The sequence below is a fragment of the Tabrizicola sp. genome, assembly GCF_031377265.1.
In the GTDB taxonomy this organism is placed as follows: Bacteria; Pseudomonadota; Alphaproteobacteria; order Rhodobacterales; family Rhodobacteraceae; genus JAUYQR01.
This window is the reverse complement of record NZ_JANMET010000353.1, coordinates 1-14,571: the sequence shown is the minus strand read 5'-3', so window position 1 is coordinate 14,571 and position 14,571 is coordinate 1. Positions and strand designations below refer to the sequence as shown.

The following is a 14,571-nucleotide window of genomic DNA, read 5'->3' as shown; positions in this document are numbered from 1 at the left end:
GGTGCTGTTGCTGTTCAATTTCGCGGTCACCCCGAACTTCGCCACATGGCAGACACTGAACGTGAACCTGACACAGGTCAGTACTATCGTGATCGTGGCCGTCGGCATGACGCTGGTGATCGCGACGGGCGGGATCGACCTGTCGGTCGGCTCGCTGATGGCGATCTCGGGGGCCATCGCGCCGATGATCTTTCTAGGCAATCTGGTCGAAATCGGCTGGGTCCCGGCGGCGGTGGCGGTAGCCATGTTCGTAGCGGTGGCCGCGACGACGGTGCTGGGGGCGTTCAACGGCTGGCTGATCGCGCGGTTCCGCATTCAGCCCATCGTGGCCACGCTGGTGTTGTTTATCGCCGGTCGCGGCATCGCGCAGGTAATGACCAACGGTAACCTTCAGGTTTTCAAGCTGCCGGAATTTCAGTGGATCGGCCTTGGCCGCCCGTTTGGCATCCCGGCGCAGGTGATCGTGATGCTGTGCATTGTCGTGTTCGCAGCCTGGGTACTGGCGCGCACCAGCTTTGGTCGGCAGTTGCTGGCAATCGGCGGCAACGAACGCGCGGCGCGGCTGTCGGGCATCGCCACCGGGCGGATCAAGATCGCGGTCTACGCCATCTCGGGGGCGCTGGCAGGCGTGGCTGGGCTGGTGGTGATCGCCATCAACTCGGCTTCGGATGCCAATCTGGTCGGCATGGGGATGGAGCTTGACGCGATTGCCGCTGTGGCCGTCGGGGGAACGCTGCTGAGCGGCGGACGCGCCACGATCATCGGCACGCTTCTGGGTGCGCTGATCATCCAGCTGGTCCGTTACACTTTACTTGCCAACGGCGTGCCGGATGCGGCGGCGCTGGTGGTCAAGGCGGCGATCATCATCGGTGCGGTCTGGTTGCAGGAACGGGGGCGGACGGCATGAGGCGCGGGGTGAACTGGGGCCAGATGCTGGCCAGCTACGGTGTTGTTCTGGCACTTCTTGCGCTGATCCTGTTCGGTGCCATGCGCTATGACAATTTTCTGGGGTCTTTCAACATCCTCAGCGTGCTGCGCTACAATTCCATGTTCGCGCTGATCTCGCTGGGAATGTGCTTTGTCATCATGACTGGCGGGATCGACCTGTCGGTCGGTTCGGTCGCGGCTTTGGGTAGTGTGGTGGCGGCCTATGCCAGCCCTTACGGCCTTGTGCCGGGGCTGGTTGCAGGCGTGTCTGCAGGGCTGATCGCCGGTACGCTGAACGGTCTGATTGTCACCCGGCTGAAGATCATGCCTTTCATCGCCACGCTCGCGATGATGCTGGCGGCCAGCGGCACGGCGCTTTTGTTGGCCCGCAATCAGTCGGTGGCGGTGTCTTATGCGACCGCCTTCACCGAACTTGGACAGGGCAACCTGTTCGGCCTGCCGGTTCCTGCCCTGATTGCTGTTCTCGCCTATGTCTTGGGCTCGCTGGTCCTTAACCTTACCAGTACGGGTCGCGCCGTGCTCGCCATCGGCGGCAGCGAGGATGCTTCGCGCATGATGGGTCTGCCGGTCGAGCGGATCACCTTTCTGGTCTACCTCGCCTCGGGCGGCCTCGCCGGGCTGGCGGGCGTCATCCTCGCCGCGCAGTTCGGGGCCGGCCAGCCCATCGAAGGGGTCGGGTGGGAGTTGTTCGCCATCGCCTCGGTGGTCGTGGGCGGCACGCTTCTGACCGGTGGTGCGGGGTCGGTCGGCACCACTCTGGCCGGGGTGCTGCTGCTGGGGGTGGTATTCAACATCCTGAACTTCGAAAACGGCAAAGGCTGGATTTCACTCTCCGCCTATTGGCAATCGGTGATCCGGGGCCTGTTCCTGCTGGCCGTAGTGCTGTTGCAGGCGCATCTGACCCACCGTGTCGCGGGCCCGGTTGCGGCGGCCCCACCCGAGCCTCCTGTCCGATGACCGCACCGGGCCGCTCGGTCGGATCAGGCCCCCGCGGCGTCGGCAGCCATCATGGGCGGAAGGTGCACGAGGTCACACTGACGGCGGAGGGCGGCCTGCAGGCGCAAATCCTGACCTTCGGCGCGGTGATCCGCGATCTGTCGTTGCCGCTTGCTGCGGGCGGGCGACAATCCCTGGTGCTGGGGTTTCCCACCTTCGACCCGTATCCGGCGCATTCGCCCTATTTCGGTGCGCTGGTCGGGCGCTATGCCAACCGGATCGGCGGTGGCCGGTTCACGCTGGCGGGGCACACTCATTTGCTGGACCGCAACGAAGCCGGGACGACAACGCTGCACGGGGGCAAGGCTGGGTTCGCGACCCGTATCTGGGACATTGTGGATCATTCGGATTGCCATGTGACGCTCGGCCTGCTGTCCCCCGACGGCGATCAGGGCTTTCCCGGAACCCTGCAGGTCACCTGCCGCTACACCCTTTGGCCGGACAACCGGCTGGAGGTGGCCCTGCGCGCCCGGACCGACCGGCCCACGCCTGTCAACCTGACGCAGCATTCCTATTTCAACCTTGATGGCGGGCACGACGTTTCCGACCATCTGCTGGCCGTCCACGCCGACAGCTTTATCCCGGTCGGACAAGACAAAATCCCGACGGGCGAGATCCTGTCGGTGGCCGGAACTCCCTTCGATCTGCGCCAGCCCCACCGCATTGGTGATCTGACCGTGGCGCTCGACCACAATTTCGTGCTGCGCCCGGCAACTGCCGATCCGTCCCGGATGCGCCCAGTGGCCGAGCTTACCTCGCTCCGCGCAAATTTCCGGCTGCGCGTCACGACGACCAAGCCGGGCGTACAGATCTACGACGGCCACATGCTTGACGTGGCGGCGCCGGGCCTCGGCGGGCGGCACTATCGCCCAAGGGCCGGCCTTTGCATTGAGACGCAGTTCTTTCCCGACAGCCCGAACCAGCCGCAGTTTCCAGACACGGTTCTTGCCGCCGGGGCTCCATACGATCACCGCACGATCTACGCCTTTGAACACATTTGACGACAAAAATTAGGTTTCGCTACAAACGGCAAGACGACGGTATCACTGGCGGCGACTGAGGTGCCCGTAGTTTCCTAGACACCTGCCTCGTTCAGATTTTGCTGTCTGATTTCGAAGTCAACGGGCGACAGCATGCCATTGTTCGTGTGCTTGCGCTTCGGGTTTTAGAACATCTCTATGGACCTGTCGCGGTTCCGTTCCGGTCAGGTGCTCATGTTAGGCGGCCTTCCGTTCGAAAGCCACGGGGCTTTTCCAGCCCAAGGCTGAGTGTCTGCGGCGTGGGTTGTAGAAGCGGTTGATGTATTCGAAGAGGGCGACTTCGACGTCGCGGCGGGTTTGCCAGCTACGGCAGCAGACCAGTTCAGCCTTGAGGGATTTGAAGAAGCTCTCGACGGCCGAGTTATCATAACAATTGCCTTTTCCCCTCATCGACGCTTTCAGCCCGTGTTTGCGCAGGATTTTCTGATAGTCGTGCGAACAGTATTGGCTGCCCCTGTCGGTGTGGTGAACGCAGCCCCCAGGTGGCCTGCGCAGGGCGATGGCCATGTTCAGGGCATGGATTGCCAGGTCTTTCTTCATGCGGTTGCTGATGGCCCAGCTGTTACCCGGAAGGGATTTGCGTGCAAATCACGCAGGGCGATCACCCGGCGCGAATGTAGGTCCAGAATGACGGCCAAATAGACCCAGCCTTCGCGTGTCCAGACATAGGTGATGTCACCTGCCTGTTACCCGACAATGGTTTGCATGCAAACCATGATAGGGCACTTCTGGTTGGGCTGGCTCGCAGCGAAGTCTTGTTGCAGGAGATTCGGCGATATGTTGAACCTGTGATCGCTGTCTGTGCGTCGTCGGGAAAATGATCCCCCGGATCATTTTCTGACCCTCCTCCACCTTGAATTTACCGGTGCTGACGACCGAAATGGCATTCTGCCGCATCAAACGACCCACCCGGCCCCTCTCACGGTTTGCAGGCAAACCGTTGCCGGGCAACGGGTGCCCGACACGCACCCCCAACTCGTTCAGTTCCTCGGTCATCCGGGGCCTGCCGTAGCTACCCAGGCTGGACCGATGCTGGTCCCGGATATGCGCCAACCCTCGGGCACTCACTCGGACCAATGGCGTTCCTGCCCTCGACATGTCACGCCGCTGTCGGTGCGATACCGGGCGATGTTTCCATGCCCGCAGGCCACGATCCGTGACCCCCATCACACGGCAGGCACGCGCCTTCGAAAAGATGCCGCGATAGTCATCAAGGAACGCAAACTTCACGGCTTTTGGGCCGCGAAGAACTGGTTCGACCGTCGCCAGTGGGCTTGAACCAATGGCGCTTCCACTGGCAACTCCTTGAACCATTGGCGGAAATGGTCTCACCCTTTTTTATCAGGTCCCTCTCCTCCTTGAGAATCCGGTTCTCACGCCGAAGCCGTTCGTTCTCTCGAAGCAGGTTCTGATCAGGGTCAGGCAGGCCAGCCTCATCGGAAACCATCTTCACCCACTTGTTCAGGGTCGAAAACCCATCGCCCAAAACAGACGCAACCTGACGTCTGGTCTGGCCGCTAGTTTGGCGATGCGAACCGCATCTCGCTTGAACTCGTCGCTGTGTATCGCTGCCATAACCGGTCTCCTTGATGGCGAGTATTGCTCTCAAAAAACCGGAACGGAACCGCGACAGGTCCAGTCAGGCTCCACATGCAGGTGCCCGAATGGGCTGAGACCGAGGAGCATTGGTTCCGCTATGGCGAGGGCAACAACGCCAGTCTGATTGACGGGGCCGAGGTTGCGGCCAGCGACATCGACGACTTTCTCAATGCGATGGGCAGCGCGAATGCGACCTGGGATGTCGACATCAGCGGCATGTTCGGCCCGGGCGATGCGACCGGCCACCTTTGGTACACTCCGCCCGGCTGGAACGGTGGCCCGGACGACTGGGATGCCTGGTTCGTGGCTGGCGGTGCCGTTGACGGCACCTCGCTTGATGGGCACGCAGCGCCGCATGCGACGATGCCCGACGATCCGGCGAACCCGGTCAGCGACTGGCTGCTGGCGGCTTGAACGGTGGCCAAAGGTTAACAGACCGTGAATCATGCCCGGTCAAGCCATTGATTTTGCTTGCCCGCAAGGGCTGTCCACGCGTGGACATCCTGTCGCCTTCCCCACCCTCCCGCTTTGCCCTACGTTACCACGATGCCTTATCAGTTCCTCCCTTCGCAAGGTCCCGAAACCCGGCTCCGCCTCTGGCCGCACCGGTCGCTGACCCGCCAGGGCTTCGTCTGGTTCATCGGCGCGACCGCCGCTCTGATCGCCCTGCCCCTCGCAGGGCTGATCGGCAATCCCGCCCTCTGGGTGCTCCTGCCGTTCCTGATCCTCGCCGTCACCGCCGTCTGGCTTGCCCTCACCCGGAACGACCGCGACGCCCGCATCGTCGAAGACCTCGTCCTCACCCCCGACCTGATCACCCTGACCCGTACCAGCGCAAAGGGGCGGCAGGATTGGCAGGCAAATCCCTATTGGGTCCGCCTGACCCTGCATGAAACCGGAGGGCCGGTCCCGAACTACCTGACCTTGCGCGGCAACGACCGGGAGGTCGAACTGGGCGCGTTCCTCAGCGAAGAGGAACGCATCACCCTGCGCGCCGACCTGGCCACCGCCCTGGAACGGGTGCGCTGAGGTCACGGACCAGACTGGCCACCGCGATGGCGGCGCGTGCAGCGGCGCGGCCTTGGCCATAGATCAAGCCAGGCTGGTCCGGGTCAATGGGTCCCATGACGCAGAACACATGGGGGAATTGCGACAATCACCGCTTGGGTCCGGGCGCTGCAGTTGGGGATGCCCTGCGTCCCTCGCTCTCAGACTTCGCAGCTGATCCAGACTGATATCTGTGACATGCGCCATTCCCAAGGCAGGTGGATGCGCATGCACGACCTGCCCGCGCATTGGGCCAACCCTGAAGGCTCAAACAATAAGACCAGACCCTGCCATAATCCGCATCTGGCTTGGTCTGGCCCTTCTCAGCCTAAGCGCGCCTTGACCAGCGCACCGACAGCGCCGAAATCCATCTGGCCGGTGTAGCGGCCCTTCAGGGCGGCCATCACCTTGCCACAGTCGCGAATGCTGGCTGCTGCGGTTTCGTCCACCGCAGCCACAATCGCGGCCTCAACTTCGGCGGCGCTCATCTGACGCGGCAGGAATTCCTGAATGACGCCAATTTCGGCGAGCTCCTTTTCAGCCAGCTCCAGCCTGCCACCTTCTTCATAGGCACGGGCAGATTCCTGACGCTGCTTAACCATCTTGCCCATGATCTGCATGATGTCGGCATCCGAGACCAGGCCCTCGCCACCCTCACCGCGATTGGCGATCTCGCGGTCTTTGATGGCCGCATTGATCAACCGGAGCGTCGAAAGCCGGTCGGCCTCGCGCGCTTTCATCGCCTCTTTCAAGGCGGTCTGCAGACGGTCGCGCAGTGACATCGGTTTTCCATCCCCATGGTTTTGGCCGAACCACAGACAATACAGCGAAGCCCCAGCGACCGCAACTCCATCCCTCTTTTTCAACTCATTGAAAAGGCGGTATATTCCTTTTCCCTGAAAGCCTTGACCCCGCCGCCCCCTGACCGTAGCTTGCCGCAGATTTTGCCTATGGGAGCAGCGCTGATGCCAACCCCCTCCGCACTGCGGCCAACGGCCTGCCTTGCGCTTGCCGACGGAACCATCTTTCACGGGTTCGGATTTGGTGCTGTTGGTGAAACCGTGGCCGAACTTGTGTTCAACACCGCGATGACCGGCTACCAGGAGATCATGACAGACCCCTCCTATGCGGGGCAGGTGGTGACCTTCACGTTCCCCCATATCGGCAATACCGGGGTCACCGCAGAAGACGACGAGACTGCCACCCCTGCTGCGGCGGGCATGGTGGTGAAGTGGGACCCGACCGAACCGTCGAGCTGGCGTGCGACTGGCGATCTGACTGCCTGGATGGTCAAGATCGGTCGCATCGGCATTGGCGGCATCGACACTCGGCGGTTGACCCGCGCGATCCGTCAGCAGGGTGCGCCGCATGTGGCACTGGCGCATGATCCGTCGGGGAATTTCGACATCGGCGCGCTGGTTGCCAAGGCCCGCGCCTGGAAGGGTCTTGTGGGCCTTGATCTGGCCAAGGATGTGACCTGCACCCAATCCTACCGCTGGGACGAACAGCGCTGGGCCTGGCCTGAGGGCTATTCCAAGCGCACGGGGCCCGGCCTGCGGGTTGTCGCCATCGACTACGGTGCCAAGCGCAATATCCTGCGCTGTCTGGCCTCGGCAGGGTGCGAAGTGACCGTGTTGCCCGCAACTGCCACTGCCGAAGACGTGCTTGCCCTGAACCCCGAGGGGGTGTTCCTGTCAAACGGTCCCGGCGATCCGGCAGCGACCGGTACCTATGCCGTCCCGATGATCAAGGGCGTGCTGGAGCATGACCTGCCGTTGTTCGGCATTTGCCTTGGTCACCAGATGCTGGCGCTGGCACTGGGGGCGAAGACCGTCAAGATGAACCACGGTCACCATGGTGCCAACCATCCGGTCAAGGACCTGACCACCGGCAAGGTTGAAATTACTTCGATGAACCATGGCTTTACCGTTGACAGCCAGACCCTGCCGAAGGGTGTGGACGAAACCCATGTATCGCTGTTTGACGGATCGAACTGCGGAATAGCCGTCACTGGCAAACCGATCTTTTCGGTACAGTACCACCCCGAAGCATCGCCCGGTCCGCAAGACAGCTATTACTTGTTTGAACGCTTTGCCGCCGCCATGCAGGCCCGTCGCAGCGCCTGAAGCACCCCCGATCAGGCTATTTCGCGATTAACGCAACGTTAACCCCCCGCACGCATGCTCTGGTTTGGCAGCGGGAGGGGGAAAATGACGGCACAGAGCCAGCCAATCGTCGGAAAACCCGTCTTTGGCGGAGCCGCGGGCATCATCCCCGCTGCCCTTGGCGTTTCACTGTTGCGCGACCGCATGGTGGCGTCGGATGATTTGGTGCACGCGCTTGCCCAACGTGGACGTGAAGCCGGGCGCCTGCCGGATGTGTTGCGCGCCCGTGGACTTGTGGTTGAACGCGATCTGGTTGCGACCTCGGCCCGAAACTGGGGCATTCGGGTTGTCGATTTGTCGCGACAGTTGCCTGACCCAAGGTTGATTGATCTGGTGGGCGCAGCGGATTGCCTGCGGCACGGACTTGTCCCATGGAAACGGGTTGGCGACGCGACCATCGTGGCACTTTCGCGGCCAGAAGATTTTCGCAAGCTTCGCCCGATGCTGGAAGCGCGCCTTGGTCCGGTCAGCCTTGGCCTGGCACCCGCGCGTGCAATCGAGGCGGCGATCCATACCCGCCGCGGCGCAAGTCTGGCCCATGCAGCAGAGAACCGTGTCGCCGCCTCGGAAAGCTGCCGTAACTGGCCGCGCTTGCACGACAGCCCGCGCGTTTGCCTTGGGCTTTTGGTCACCACTCTGCTGGTTGCCGTGTTTCCCATTCAGGCTGGCCTTGCGTTGCTGGCATTCGCCACCCTGTCGCTGCTTCTGATCATCTTGCTGAAAATCATCGCCGGTGCGGCCACCTTGTTGAACAGCGTCGCGGTTGCCGCCGACACGCCAGATACCATTCTTCCGACGGTGTCGATCATCGTGGCGTTGTACCGCGAGGGAAATATCGCCGCGCGGCTGGTCCGCCGCCTTGCCCGGATCGACTATCCGCCGGAGTTGCTCGATGTGATCCTCGCCGTCGAGGCCGATGACCAGCTGACCCGAGACGCGCTCGCCTCGGCCGAACTTCCCGTATGGATGCGTGTCATTATCGTGCCGGAAGGACGGGTCAAGACAAAGCCACGCGCGCTGAACCATGCACTCAACTATGCCCGCGGCAGCATCGTAGGCATTTATGACGCCGAAGACGCGCCCGATCCCGACCAGATCCAAAAAGTGGCCGCCCATTTTCTCCGCGCCGATCCGAAGGTTGCCTGCCTGCAGGGGGTGCTGGACTACTATAATCCGCGCACCAACTGGCTCAGTCGCTGTTTCACCATCGAATACGCCACCTGGTTTCGCCTGATCCTGCCGGGTATAGCGCGGCTGGGCTTGGTCGTCCCCCTCGGTGGAACGACGCTGTTCTTCCGGCGCAACGTGTTGGAGCAGCTTGGCGGCTGGGACGCCCACAATGTCACCGAAGACGCCGATCTGGGCATTCGCCTTGCCCGGCACGGTTACCGGACCGAGATCATCGCCACCGTCACCGAAGAGGAGGCGAATTGCCGCGCGCTGCCTTGGGTCAAGCAACGTTCGCGCTGGATCAAAGGGTACATGATGACCTGGGCTGTGCACATGCGGGACCCTCGGTTGTTGTGGCGCCAGCTTGGCCCCAAGGCATTCATCGGCTTTCAGGTGATGTTCCTTGGAACCATCGCGCAATTCCTGTTGGCACCGCTGTTCTGGTCCCTGCTTCTGGTGCCGTTCGGCTTTCACCACCCACTTGTGGCCACGCTTCCTGTCTGGGCAACGCTTTGCATTGCCGCCACATTCGCGCTGACCGAAGTGGTCAACCTGACACTTGGCATCATCGGGGTCCGCCGCACCCGCCACGGCCTAAGCCCGCTTTGGGTGCCAACGATGAAATTGTACTTCCCGCTCGCCTCGCTCGCGGCCTACAAGGCGGCGCTGGAACTGGTGACCAAGCCGTTTTACTGGGACAAGACGACGCACGGTCTGTACGATCCCGTCGAAGAGGCAAAGACCTGACGCAATAAAGCGCTCCGCGCTTGACGAAAGTGCCGTGCAGGTCTTGGCAGTCACCTCAACTTGCCAAAGACTTTCGCATATCCCTAGCGCGTTCTGATTTCGCCGGCGTCCACCCGCAACCGCGTCTCGAAGGCACGGCTGATATGGGTCTTGAGCGCCTGATAGGCGGCCTCGCCATCACCGGCCTCGATCGCGCGCACGATCTGGTCATGTTCACCCAGCGCCACCCCATCGCGCCCCTCGGCCGCAAAAGAGGTGGTCGCCATCAGCGCCATCGACCGGTGCACTAGGTCCAGCTGCTGCACCAGGAACCGGTTGTGGCTGGCCAGATGGATCTGCTTGTGAAAGCGTTTGTTGGCGCGCGACAAGGCCTTTGGATCGCCGCCAAGCAAACTGCGGTCGTCCTCGACCATGCTGCGCAGCACCCGCACTTCTTCGGGCGTCGCATGCCGTGCCGCAAGCCGGGCAGCAAGCCCCTCCAATTCGGTGCGCACGGCATAAAGCTCGGCCAGCTGGTTGTGATCCAGCGATGCCACGATCAGGCTGCGCCCGTCGCGGGTGAGCATTCCCTGCGTCTCCAGCCGCTGCAATGCCTCGCGCACCGGCGTCCGGCTGACCCCTAGCCCGTCGGCCAGCTCGCTTTCGACAAGTCGGTCGCCCGGCTTGTAGCGGCCTTGGTCAATGGCCTCGAGGATCAGCATATAGGCGTCTTTTTGCACGGTGCACCGGGCCCTTTCCGTTCATAGCAATCGGCGGACCCTACCCTGCTGCTGCCCTGGCGATCAACCCTTCCCAATCTACCCGTCGCGCGCTACATCGCCGCTTATGAGACATCCCGACTTTCACCATGTAGACGCCTGGGTGTTCGATCTGGACAACACCTTGTATCCGCCGCACATGCGGCTGTTCGATCAGATCGAAATACGGATGACAGATTGGGTCATGGCCGCCCTGAACGTTGATCGGGCGCGGGCAGATCACCTGCGCGATCACTATTGGCAGACCTATGGCACCACGTTGGCGGGGCTGATGGCCGAACATGATGTCGACCCTGCCCCCTATCTGAACGACGTCCACGACATAGACTTTTCGGTCCTTGCCCCCGATCCGGCGCTGGCAGCCCATATCGCTGCCCTGCCCGGTCGCCGGATCGTGTTCACCAACGCCTGTGCCCCCTATGCCGAACGGGTGTTGGAGGCGCGCGGCCTGTCTGGCCTGTTCGATGGCATCTATGGTGTGGAACACGCCAATTTCCGCCCCAAACCCGAACGCGCCGCCTTTGATACCGTCTTCGCACGGGATGGCCTTAGCCCGACCACCGCAGCGATGTTTGAAGATGACCCGCGCAATCTGGCGGCTCCGCACGCGATGGGGATGCGGACGATACATGTCGCGCCAAGCGCGCTGGATGCGACGCATATTCATTACCATACGGATGACCTTGCAGCCTTTCTGGCGCGGATCCTGCCGTGACAGGGCGTCGCAGGGCGGGCCCCTTTCAGTTGCCTCGCCCACGCCTATCTGTTGTGGGCAAGAGGAGATCCGCCCGATGACCACCGCCGCACCCCGCGCCAGCAGTCTGTTCTACGCCATTCCGGTCTTCGGCTGGATAGCGAAGGACATTGCCAGGGATATCGACAGCGCACTTTATGCCGTGGTCATCGCCCTGACCGGCGTGATCCTTGCGGTGATGACCTGGGGACTGCCGGCGCTGGTTCTTTGCGCGCTGATGCTGGTGCCTGTGGTCTTCACCTTGTTGATCTGGACGACGCTGCCGTGATGGCGCGGGCAACCGGCCCTCTGGCCTTGCAGGCCCGGTCAGCCTAGTGTTCGCCAACCAAGGACATCCGATGCGCCACTCCACCGAAATCCTGATCTCTGGTGGCGGCATCGCCGGCCTGACGGCGGCAGCGGCGTTTGGCGCAGCCGGTTTCAGCGTCGTCTGCGTCGATCCCACGGCCCCGGTGACCGACGCCGATGCCGACGGCGCGGATTTGCGCACCACTGCCTTTCTGCAACCGGCAGCGGCCACCCTGGCGGCGGCGGGGCTTTGGGAACGGCTCGCTCCGTTTGCAGCCCCCTTGCAGATCATGCGGATCGTCGACGCAGGTGGTGCGACGCCCGAACCCCGTCTGGTCAAGGACTTTGATGCCAGCGAAATCTCCGACCAGCCCTTTGGCTGGAACCTGCCCAACTGGCTGCTACGCCGCGAGATGGTCGCGCGGCTGGCCGACCTTCCCAATGTGATCTTTCGCCCCGGTGTCGGCTTCGCCCGCCTGTTGACCCGCGAAACCGAGGCGCTGGTCACCCTCACCGATGGCACCACCATATCCTGCCAACTGCTGATCGCTGCAGACGGGCGCGCCTCGCCGGTGCGCGAGGCGGCGGGAATCGGGGTACGCACGATGCGCTACGGACAAAAGGCGCTGGCCTTTGCTGTGACCCACGCAATCCCGCACCATAACGTCTCGACCGAGGTTCACCGCTCCGGCGGCCCCTTCACGCTGGTGCCCCTGCCTGATCGCGCAGGCCATCCCGCCTCTGCGGTAGTCTGGATGGACAAGGGGCCGGAAATTGCGCGGCTTGCGGCCCTGCCTGACGCCGCTTTCAACGAAGAAATGACCCAACGCTCCGCACAGGTGCTGGGGCCGCTGACCCTTGCCTCGCGGCGCACTGTGTGGCCGATCATCAGCCAGATGGCGGATCGCATGTCTGGTACCCGCACGGCTTTGGTGGCCGAAGCGGCGCATGTAATGCCGCCAATCGGCGCGCAGGGGTTGAACATGAGCCTTGCCGACATTGCCACATTGCTGGATTTGGCAAGCGAACACCGCCATGATATCGGCGCTGCAGCCGTCCTGGACACCTACCACCGCAAACGCCACCTCGACGTGCAAGCCCGCGTCGTTGGCATCGATCTGTTGAACCGCGCTTCGATGGCCGGCAGCCCGGCGCTGCGCGATCTGCGCGCCAAGGCACTGGAGGCGCTGTATTTTGCCACACCGCTCCGCAAGACACTGATGCGGACGGGTCTGGGACTGCGGTAAACGGTGAAAGGCCGCGCGTCCCCGCCGCTCAAAGCACTGCGTCAACCGCCCGGCGCAGCCGCGCCACCGTGGCTGGCACATCGGCCAGTTTGTCCAGCCCGAACAGACCAATGCGAAAGGTCTTGAACTCGGCCCCCTCGCCGACCTGCAGCGGCACCCCCGCCGCAATCTGCAGGCCCTGCGCGCGGAACTTGGCGCCGTTCTGGATATCGGCGTCGCTGGTATAGCTGACCACCACGCCCGGCGCCTGAAACCCTTCGGCAGCAACCGATGGCACGCCTTTGTCGGCCAGCAGGCCCCGCACCGCCCGCCCAAGCGCCCATTGCGCGGCTTTCGCTGCGTCAAAGCCCATCGCCTGCGTTTCCAGCATCGCATCACGGAATCCGACAATGGCATCCGTCGGCATGGTGGCGTGATAGGCATGCCCGCCGCCCTCATATGCGGCCATGATCGCGCGCCATTTCTTCAGGTCGATCGCAAAGGAATTGCTGGTCGTCTCTGCCAGCCGCGCCTCGGCGCGCGGGCTCATCACCACAACCCCGGCACTGGGCGAGGCAGACCACCCCTTTTGCGGGGCCGAGATCAGCACATCCACGCCCCTCGCGTCCATATCCACCCAGATACAGCCTGAAGCGATGCAATCCAGCACCATCAGCGCGCCAACCTCGTGCGCCGCAGCGGCCACTGTGGCGATGTAGTCGTCCGGCAGAATGATGCCCGCGCTCGTCTCCACATGCGGGGCAAACACCGCTTGCGGGCGCATTTCGCGGATCTTGGCAACCACCTCTTCCACGGGCGGCGGTGCAAAAGCAGCTTGCGCCCCGTTGCCAGTCTGGCGCGCCATCACCACCGTCGTCTCGCCTGCAAAGCCGCCCGCGTCGAAAATCTGGCTCCACCTAAAGGAAAACCAGCCGTTGCGCACGATCAACACCGAACCCTGCCCAAATTGCCGCGCCACAGCCTCCATCGCATAGCTGCCGCCACCGGGAACCAGCGCCACCGCCGACCCGCGATAAACCTCTTTCAACAGGCCGCTGACCTCTCGCATCACGCCTTGGAACTTTGCCGACATGTGGTTCAGGCTACGGTCCGTGAACACGACCGAAAACTCTTCCAACCCATCGGGGTCAACATCCGCGTGCAATCCGGGCATGGCAGTCTCCTTTTCCTCAGGACAGTTCTGACACGCGATAGGTGGCGCGGTCCAGCCAATCCGGGTTGATTTCTACGCCCCAGCCTGGCGCATCAGGCACCGTTACATGACCGCCGGTCACCCCATAGGGGTCGCCCAGAAAAAGCCCATCCTGCCACGGATAGTAATCCAGGCCTTCGATCGACAGTTCCAGATATTTGCCAGCATTCGGAATGGCCTTTAACAGATGCATGGTGCACATCGTCACAAGGCTCAGGTTTGCGGCATGTGGCGTCACCGGCAACCCGGCGCGGGCGGCCATCCGGGCCACCTCCAGCGTCCGGTGGATGCCACCCATGTACATCACGTCTGGTTGGGCGATATCCACGGCCTGCCGGTCGAACATCAGTTGCCAGCTGGAATATTCGCAATCCTGCTCACCCCCCGCCACGTCGATGGACAGGGCTGCGCGAACTTCAGCCGTTTGATCCGGTTCCCAATAGGGGCAAGGCTCCTCGAAATGACCGATGCCATTGTCTTCCAGCAGCCGCCCCACGGCGATGGCGCGCGCTGGCGAAAAACAGGAATTGCCATCAACCAGTTTCTCAACTTCGCTTCCCAAGGCTTTGGCTACAATGGGAATAACCGCTTCCGTGCGCCCCGGCCATTCATCCCTGTCG

General features: G+C 62.8%; 14 protein-coding genes and 1 pseudogene. 10 read left to right on the top strand and 5 right to left on the bottom strand.

The window, feature by feature from the left end:
* The 3 genes from RMO18_RS18935 to RMO18_RS18925 form a co-directional block, all read left to right on the top strand.
* On the top strand, nt 1-907 hold a 907-nt coding region (locus RMO18_RS18935), incomplete at its 5' end, for an ABC transporter permease (RefSeq protein WP_309668036.1).
* Nucleotides 904-1,905, top strand: a complete 1,002-nt coding sequence (locus tag RMO18_RS18930) for an ABC transporter permease (protein ID WP_309668034.1) — start codon at nt 904-906, stop codon at nt 1,903-1,905. The genes RMO18_RS18935 and RMO18_RS18930, both read left to right, overlap by 4 nt.
* Before the next feature lie 62 nt (nt 1,906-1,967).
* Nucleotides 1,968-2,945, top strand: coding sequence for an aldose epimerase family protein (locus RMO18_RS18925; RefSeq protein WP_309668033.1), 978 nt, complete (start codon nt 1,968-1,970; stop codon nt 2,943-2,945).
* Between the two features lie 216 nt (nt 2,946-3,161).
* On the opposite strand, the pseudogene RMO18_RS18920 reads toward RMO18_RS18925, so the two are convergent.
* Nucleotides 3,162-4,559, bottom strand: a pseudogene (locus RMO18_RS18920) (IS3 family transposase).
* Between the two features lie 75 nt (nt 4,560-4,634).
* Here RMO18_RS18920 and RMO18_RS18915 point away from each other — a divergent pair.
* Both RMO18_RS18915 and RMO18_RS18910 read left to right on the top strand, forming a co-directional pair.
* A complete protein-coding gene (locus tag RMO18_RS18915; RefSeq protein WP_309668031.1) occupies nt 4,635-4,997 on the top strand; it encodes a hypothetical protein in 363 nt (120 codons plus the stop codon).
* A gap of 132 nt (nt 4,998-5,129) precedes the next feature.
* Complete coding sequence (locus tag RMO18_RS18910; RefSeq protein WP_309668029.1) at nt 5,130-5,612, top strand: DUF2244 domain-containing protein; 483 nt, start codon at nt 5,130-5,132, stop codon at nt 5,610-5,612.
* Nucleotides 5,613-5,953: 341 nt separating this feature from the next.
* On the opposite strand, the gene RMO18_RS18905 is transcribed toward RMO18_RS18910, so the two are convergent.
* On the bottom strand, nt 5,954-6,412 hold the full coding sequence (locus tag RMO18_RS18905; protein WP_309668028.1) for a GatB/YqeY domain-containing protein: 459 nt from the start codon (nt 6,410-6,412) through the stop codon (nt 5,954-5,956).
* Between the two features lie 183 nt (nt 6,413-6,595).
* Here RMO18_RS18905 and carA point away from each other — a divergent pair, with 183 nt between their 5' ends.
* On the top strand, nt 6,596-7,756 hold the full coding sequence (gene carA, locus RMO18_RS18900) for a glutamine-hydrolyzing carbamoyl-phosphate synthase small subunit (protein ID WP_309668027.1): 1,161 nt from the start codon (nt 6,596-6,598) through the stop codon (nt 7,754-7,756).
* A gap of 84 nt (nt 7,757-7,840) precedes the next feature.
* Nucleotides 7,841-9,712 carry a glycosyltransferase gene (locus RMO18_RS18895; protein ID WP_309668025.1) on the top strand — a complete coding sequence of 624 codons (1,872 nt, stop codon included), beginning with the start codon at nt 7,841-7,843 and terminating at the stop codon, nt 9,710-9,712.
* 83 nt (nt 9,713-9,795) lie between these two features.
* On the opposite strand, the gene RMO18_RS18890 is transcribed toward RMO18_RS18895, so the two are convergent.
* Nucleotides 9,796-10,431, bottom strand: coding sequence for a GntR family transcriptional regulator (locus RMO18_RS18890; protein WP_309668024.1), 636 nt, complete (start codon nt 10,429-10,431; stop codon nt 9,796-9,798).
* Nucleotides 10,432-10,537: 106 nt separating this feature from the next.
* On the opposite strand from RMO18_RS18890, the gene RMO18_RS18885 reads away from it, so the two are divergent.
* The 3 genes from RMO18_RS18885 (at nt 10,538) to RMO18_RS18875 (ending at nt 12,759) form a co-directional block, all read left to right on the top strand.
* Nucleotides 10,538-11,185 carry a pyrimidine 5'-nucleotidase gene (locus RMO18_RS18885; RefSeq protein WP_309668022.1) on the top strand — a complete coding sequence of 216 codons (648 nt, stop codon included), beginning with the start codon at nt 10,538-10,540 and terminating at the stop codon, nt 11,183-11,185.
* Nucleotides 11,186-11,261: 76 nt separating this feature from the next.
* The gene (locus RMO18_RS18880; protein ID WP_309668021.1) at nt 11,262-11,492 is read left to right on the top strand and encodes a hypothetical protein; all 231 of its coding nucleotides are present in this window, start codon (nt 11,262-11,264) and stop codon (nt 11,490-11,492) included.
* Between the two features lie 70 nt (nt 11,493-11,562).
* Nucleotides 11,563-12,759 (top strand): UbiH/UbiF family hydroxylase, encoded by a 1,197-nt coding sequence (locus RMO18_RS18875; RefSeq protein ID WP_309668019.1) that lies wholly within the window; start codon nt 11,563-11,565, stop codon nt 12,757-12,759.
* 28 nt (nt 12,760-12,787) lie between these two features.
* Here the strand turns inward: RMO18_RS18875 and RMO18_RS18870 are convergent, their stop codons facing one another.
* Complete coding sequence (locus tag RMO18_RS18870) at nt 12,788-13,912, bottom strand: aminotransferase class V-fold PLP-dependent enzyme (protein ID WP_309668018.1); 1,125 nt, start codon at nt 13,910-13,912, stop codon at nt 12,788-12,790.
* Between the two features lie 16 nt (nt 13,913-13,928).
* Nucleotides 13,929-14,571: enolase C-terminal domain-like protein (locus tag RMO18_RS18865; RefSeq protein WP_309668017.1), on the bottom strand; the 643-nt coding region annotated here is incomplete at its 5' end.

What these genes read in the sequence shown, in the direction of transcription:
- RMO18_RS18930 (WP_309668034.1), top strand. Translation starts at nt 904, where the DNA reads ATGAGGCGCGGGGTGAACTGGGGCCAGATGCTGGCCAGCTACGGTGTT.
- RMO18_RS18880 (WP_309668021.1), top strand. Translation starts at nt 11,262, where the DNA reads ATGACCACCGCCGCACCCCGCGCCAGCAGTCTGTTCTACGCCATTCCG.
- RMO18_RS18910 (WP_309668029.1), top strand. Translation starts at nt 5,130, where the DNA reads ATGCCTTATCAGTTCCTCCCTTCGCAAGGTCCCGAAACCCGGCTCCGC.
- RMO18_RS18885 (WP_309668022.1), top strand. Translation starts at nt 10,538, where the DNA reads ATGAGACATCCCGACTTTCACCATGTAGACGCCTGGGTGTTCGATCTG.
- carA (WP_309668027.1), top strand. Translation starts at nt 6,596, where the DNA reads ATGCCAACCCCCTCCGCACTGCGGCCAACGGCCTGCCTTGCGCTTGCC.
- RMO18_RS18870 (WP_309668018.1), bottom strand. Translation starts at nt 13,912, where the DNA reads ATGCCCGGATTGCACGCGGATGTTGACCCCGATGGGTTGGAAGAGTTT.
- RMO18_RS18915 (WP_309668031.1), top strand. Translation starts at nt 4,635, where the DNA reads ATGCAGGTGCCCGAATGGGCTGAGACCGAGGAGCATTGGTTCCGCTAT.
- RMO18_RS18895 (WP_309668025.1), top strand. Translation starts at nt 7,841, where the DNA reads ATGACGGCACAGAGCCAGCCAATCGTCGGAAAACCCGTCTTTGGCGGA.
- RMO18_RS18905 (WP_309668028.1), bottom strand. Translation starts at nt 6,412, where the DNA reads ATGTCACTGCGCGACCGTCTGCAGACCGCCTTGAAAGAGGCGATGAAA.
- RMO18_RS18875 (WP_309668019.1), top strand. Translation starts at nt 11,563, where the DNA reads ATGCGCCACTCCACCGAAATCCTGATCTCTGGTGGCGGCATCGCCGGC.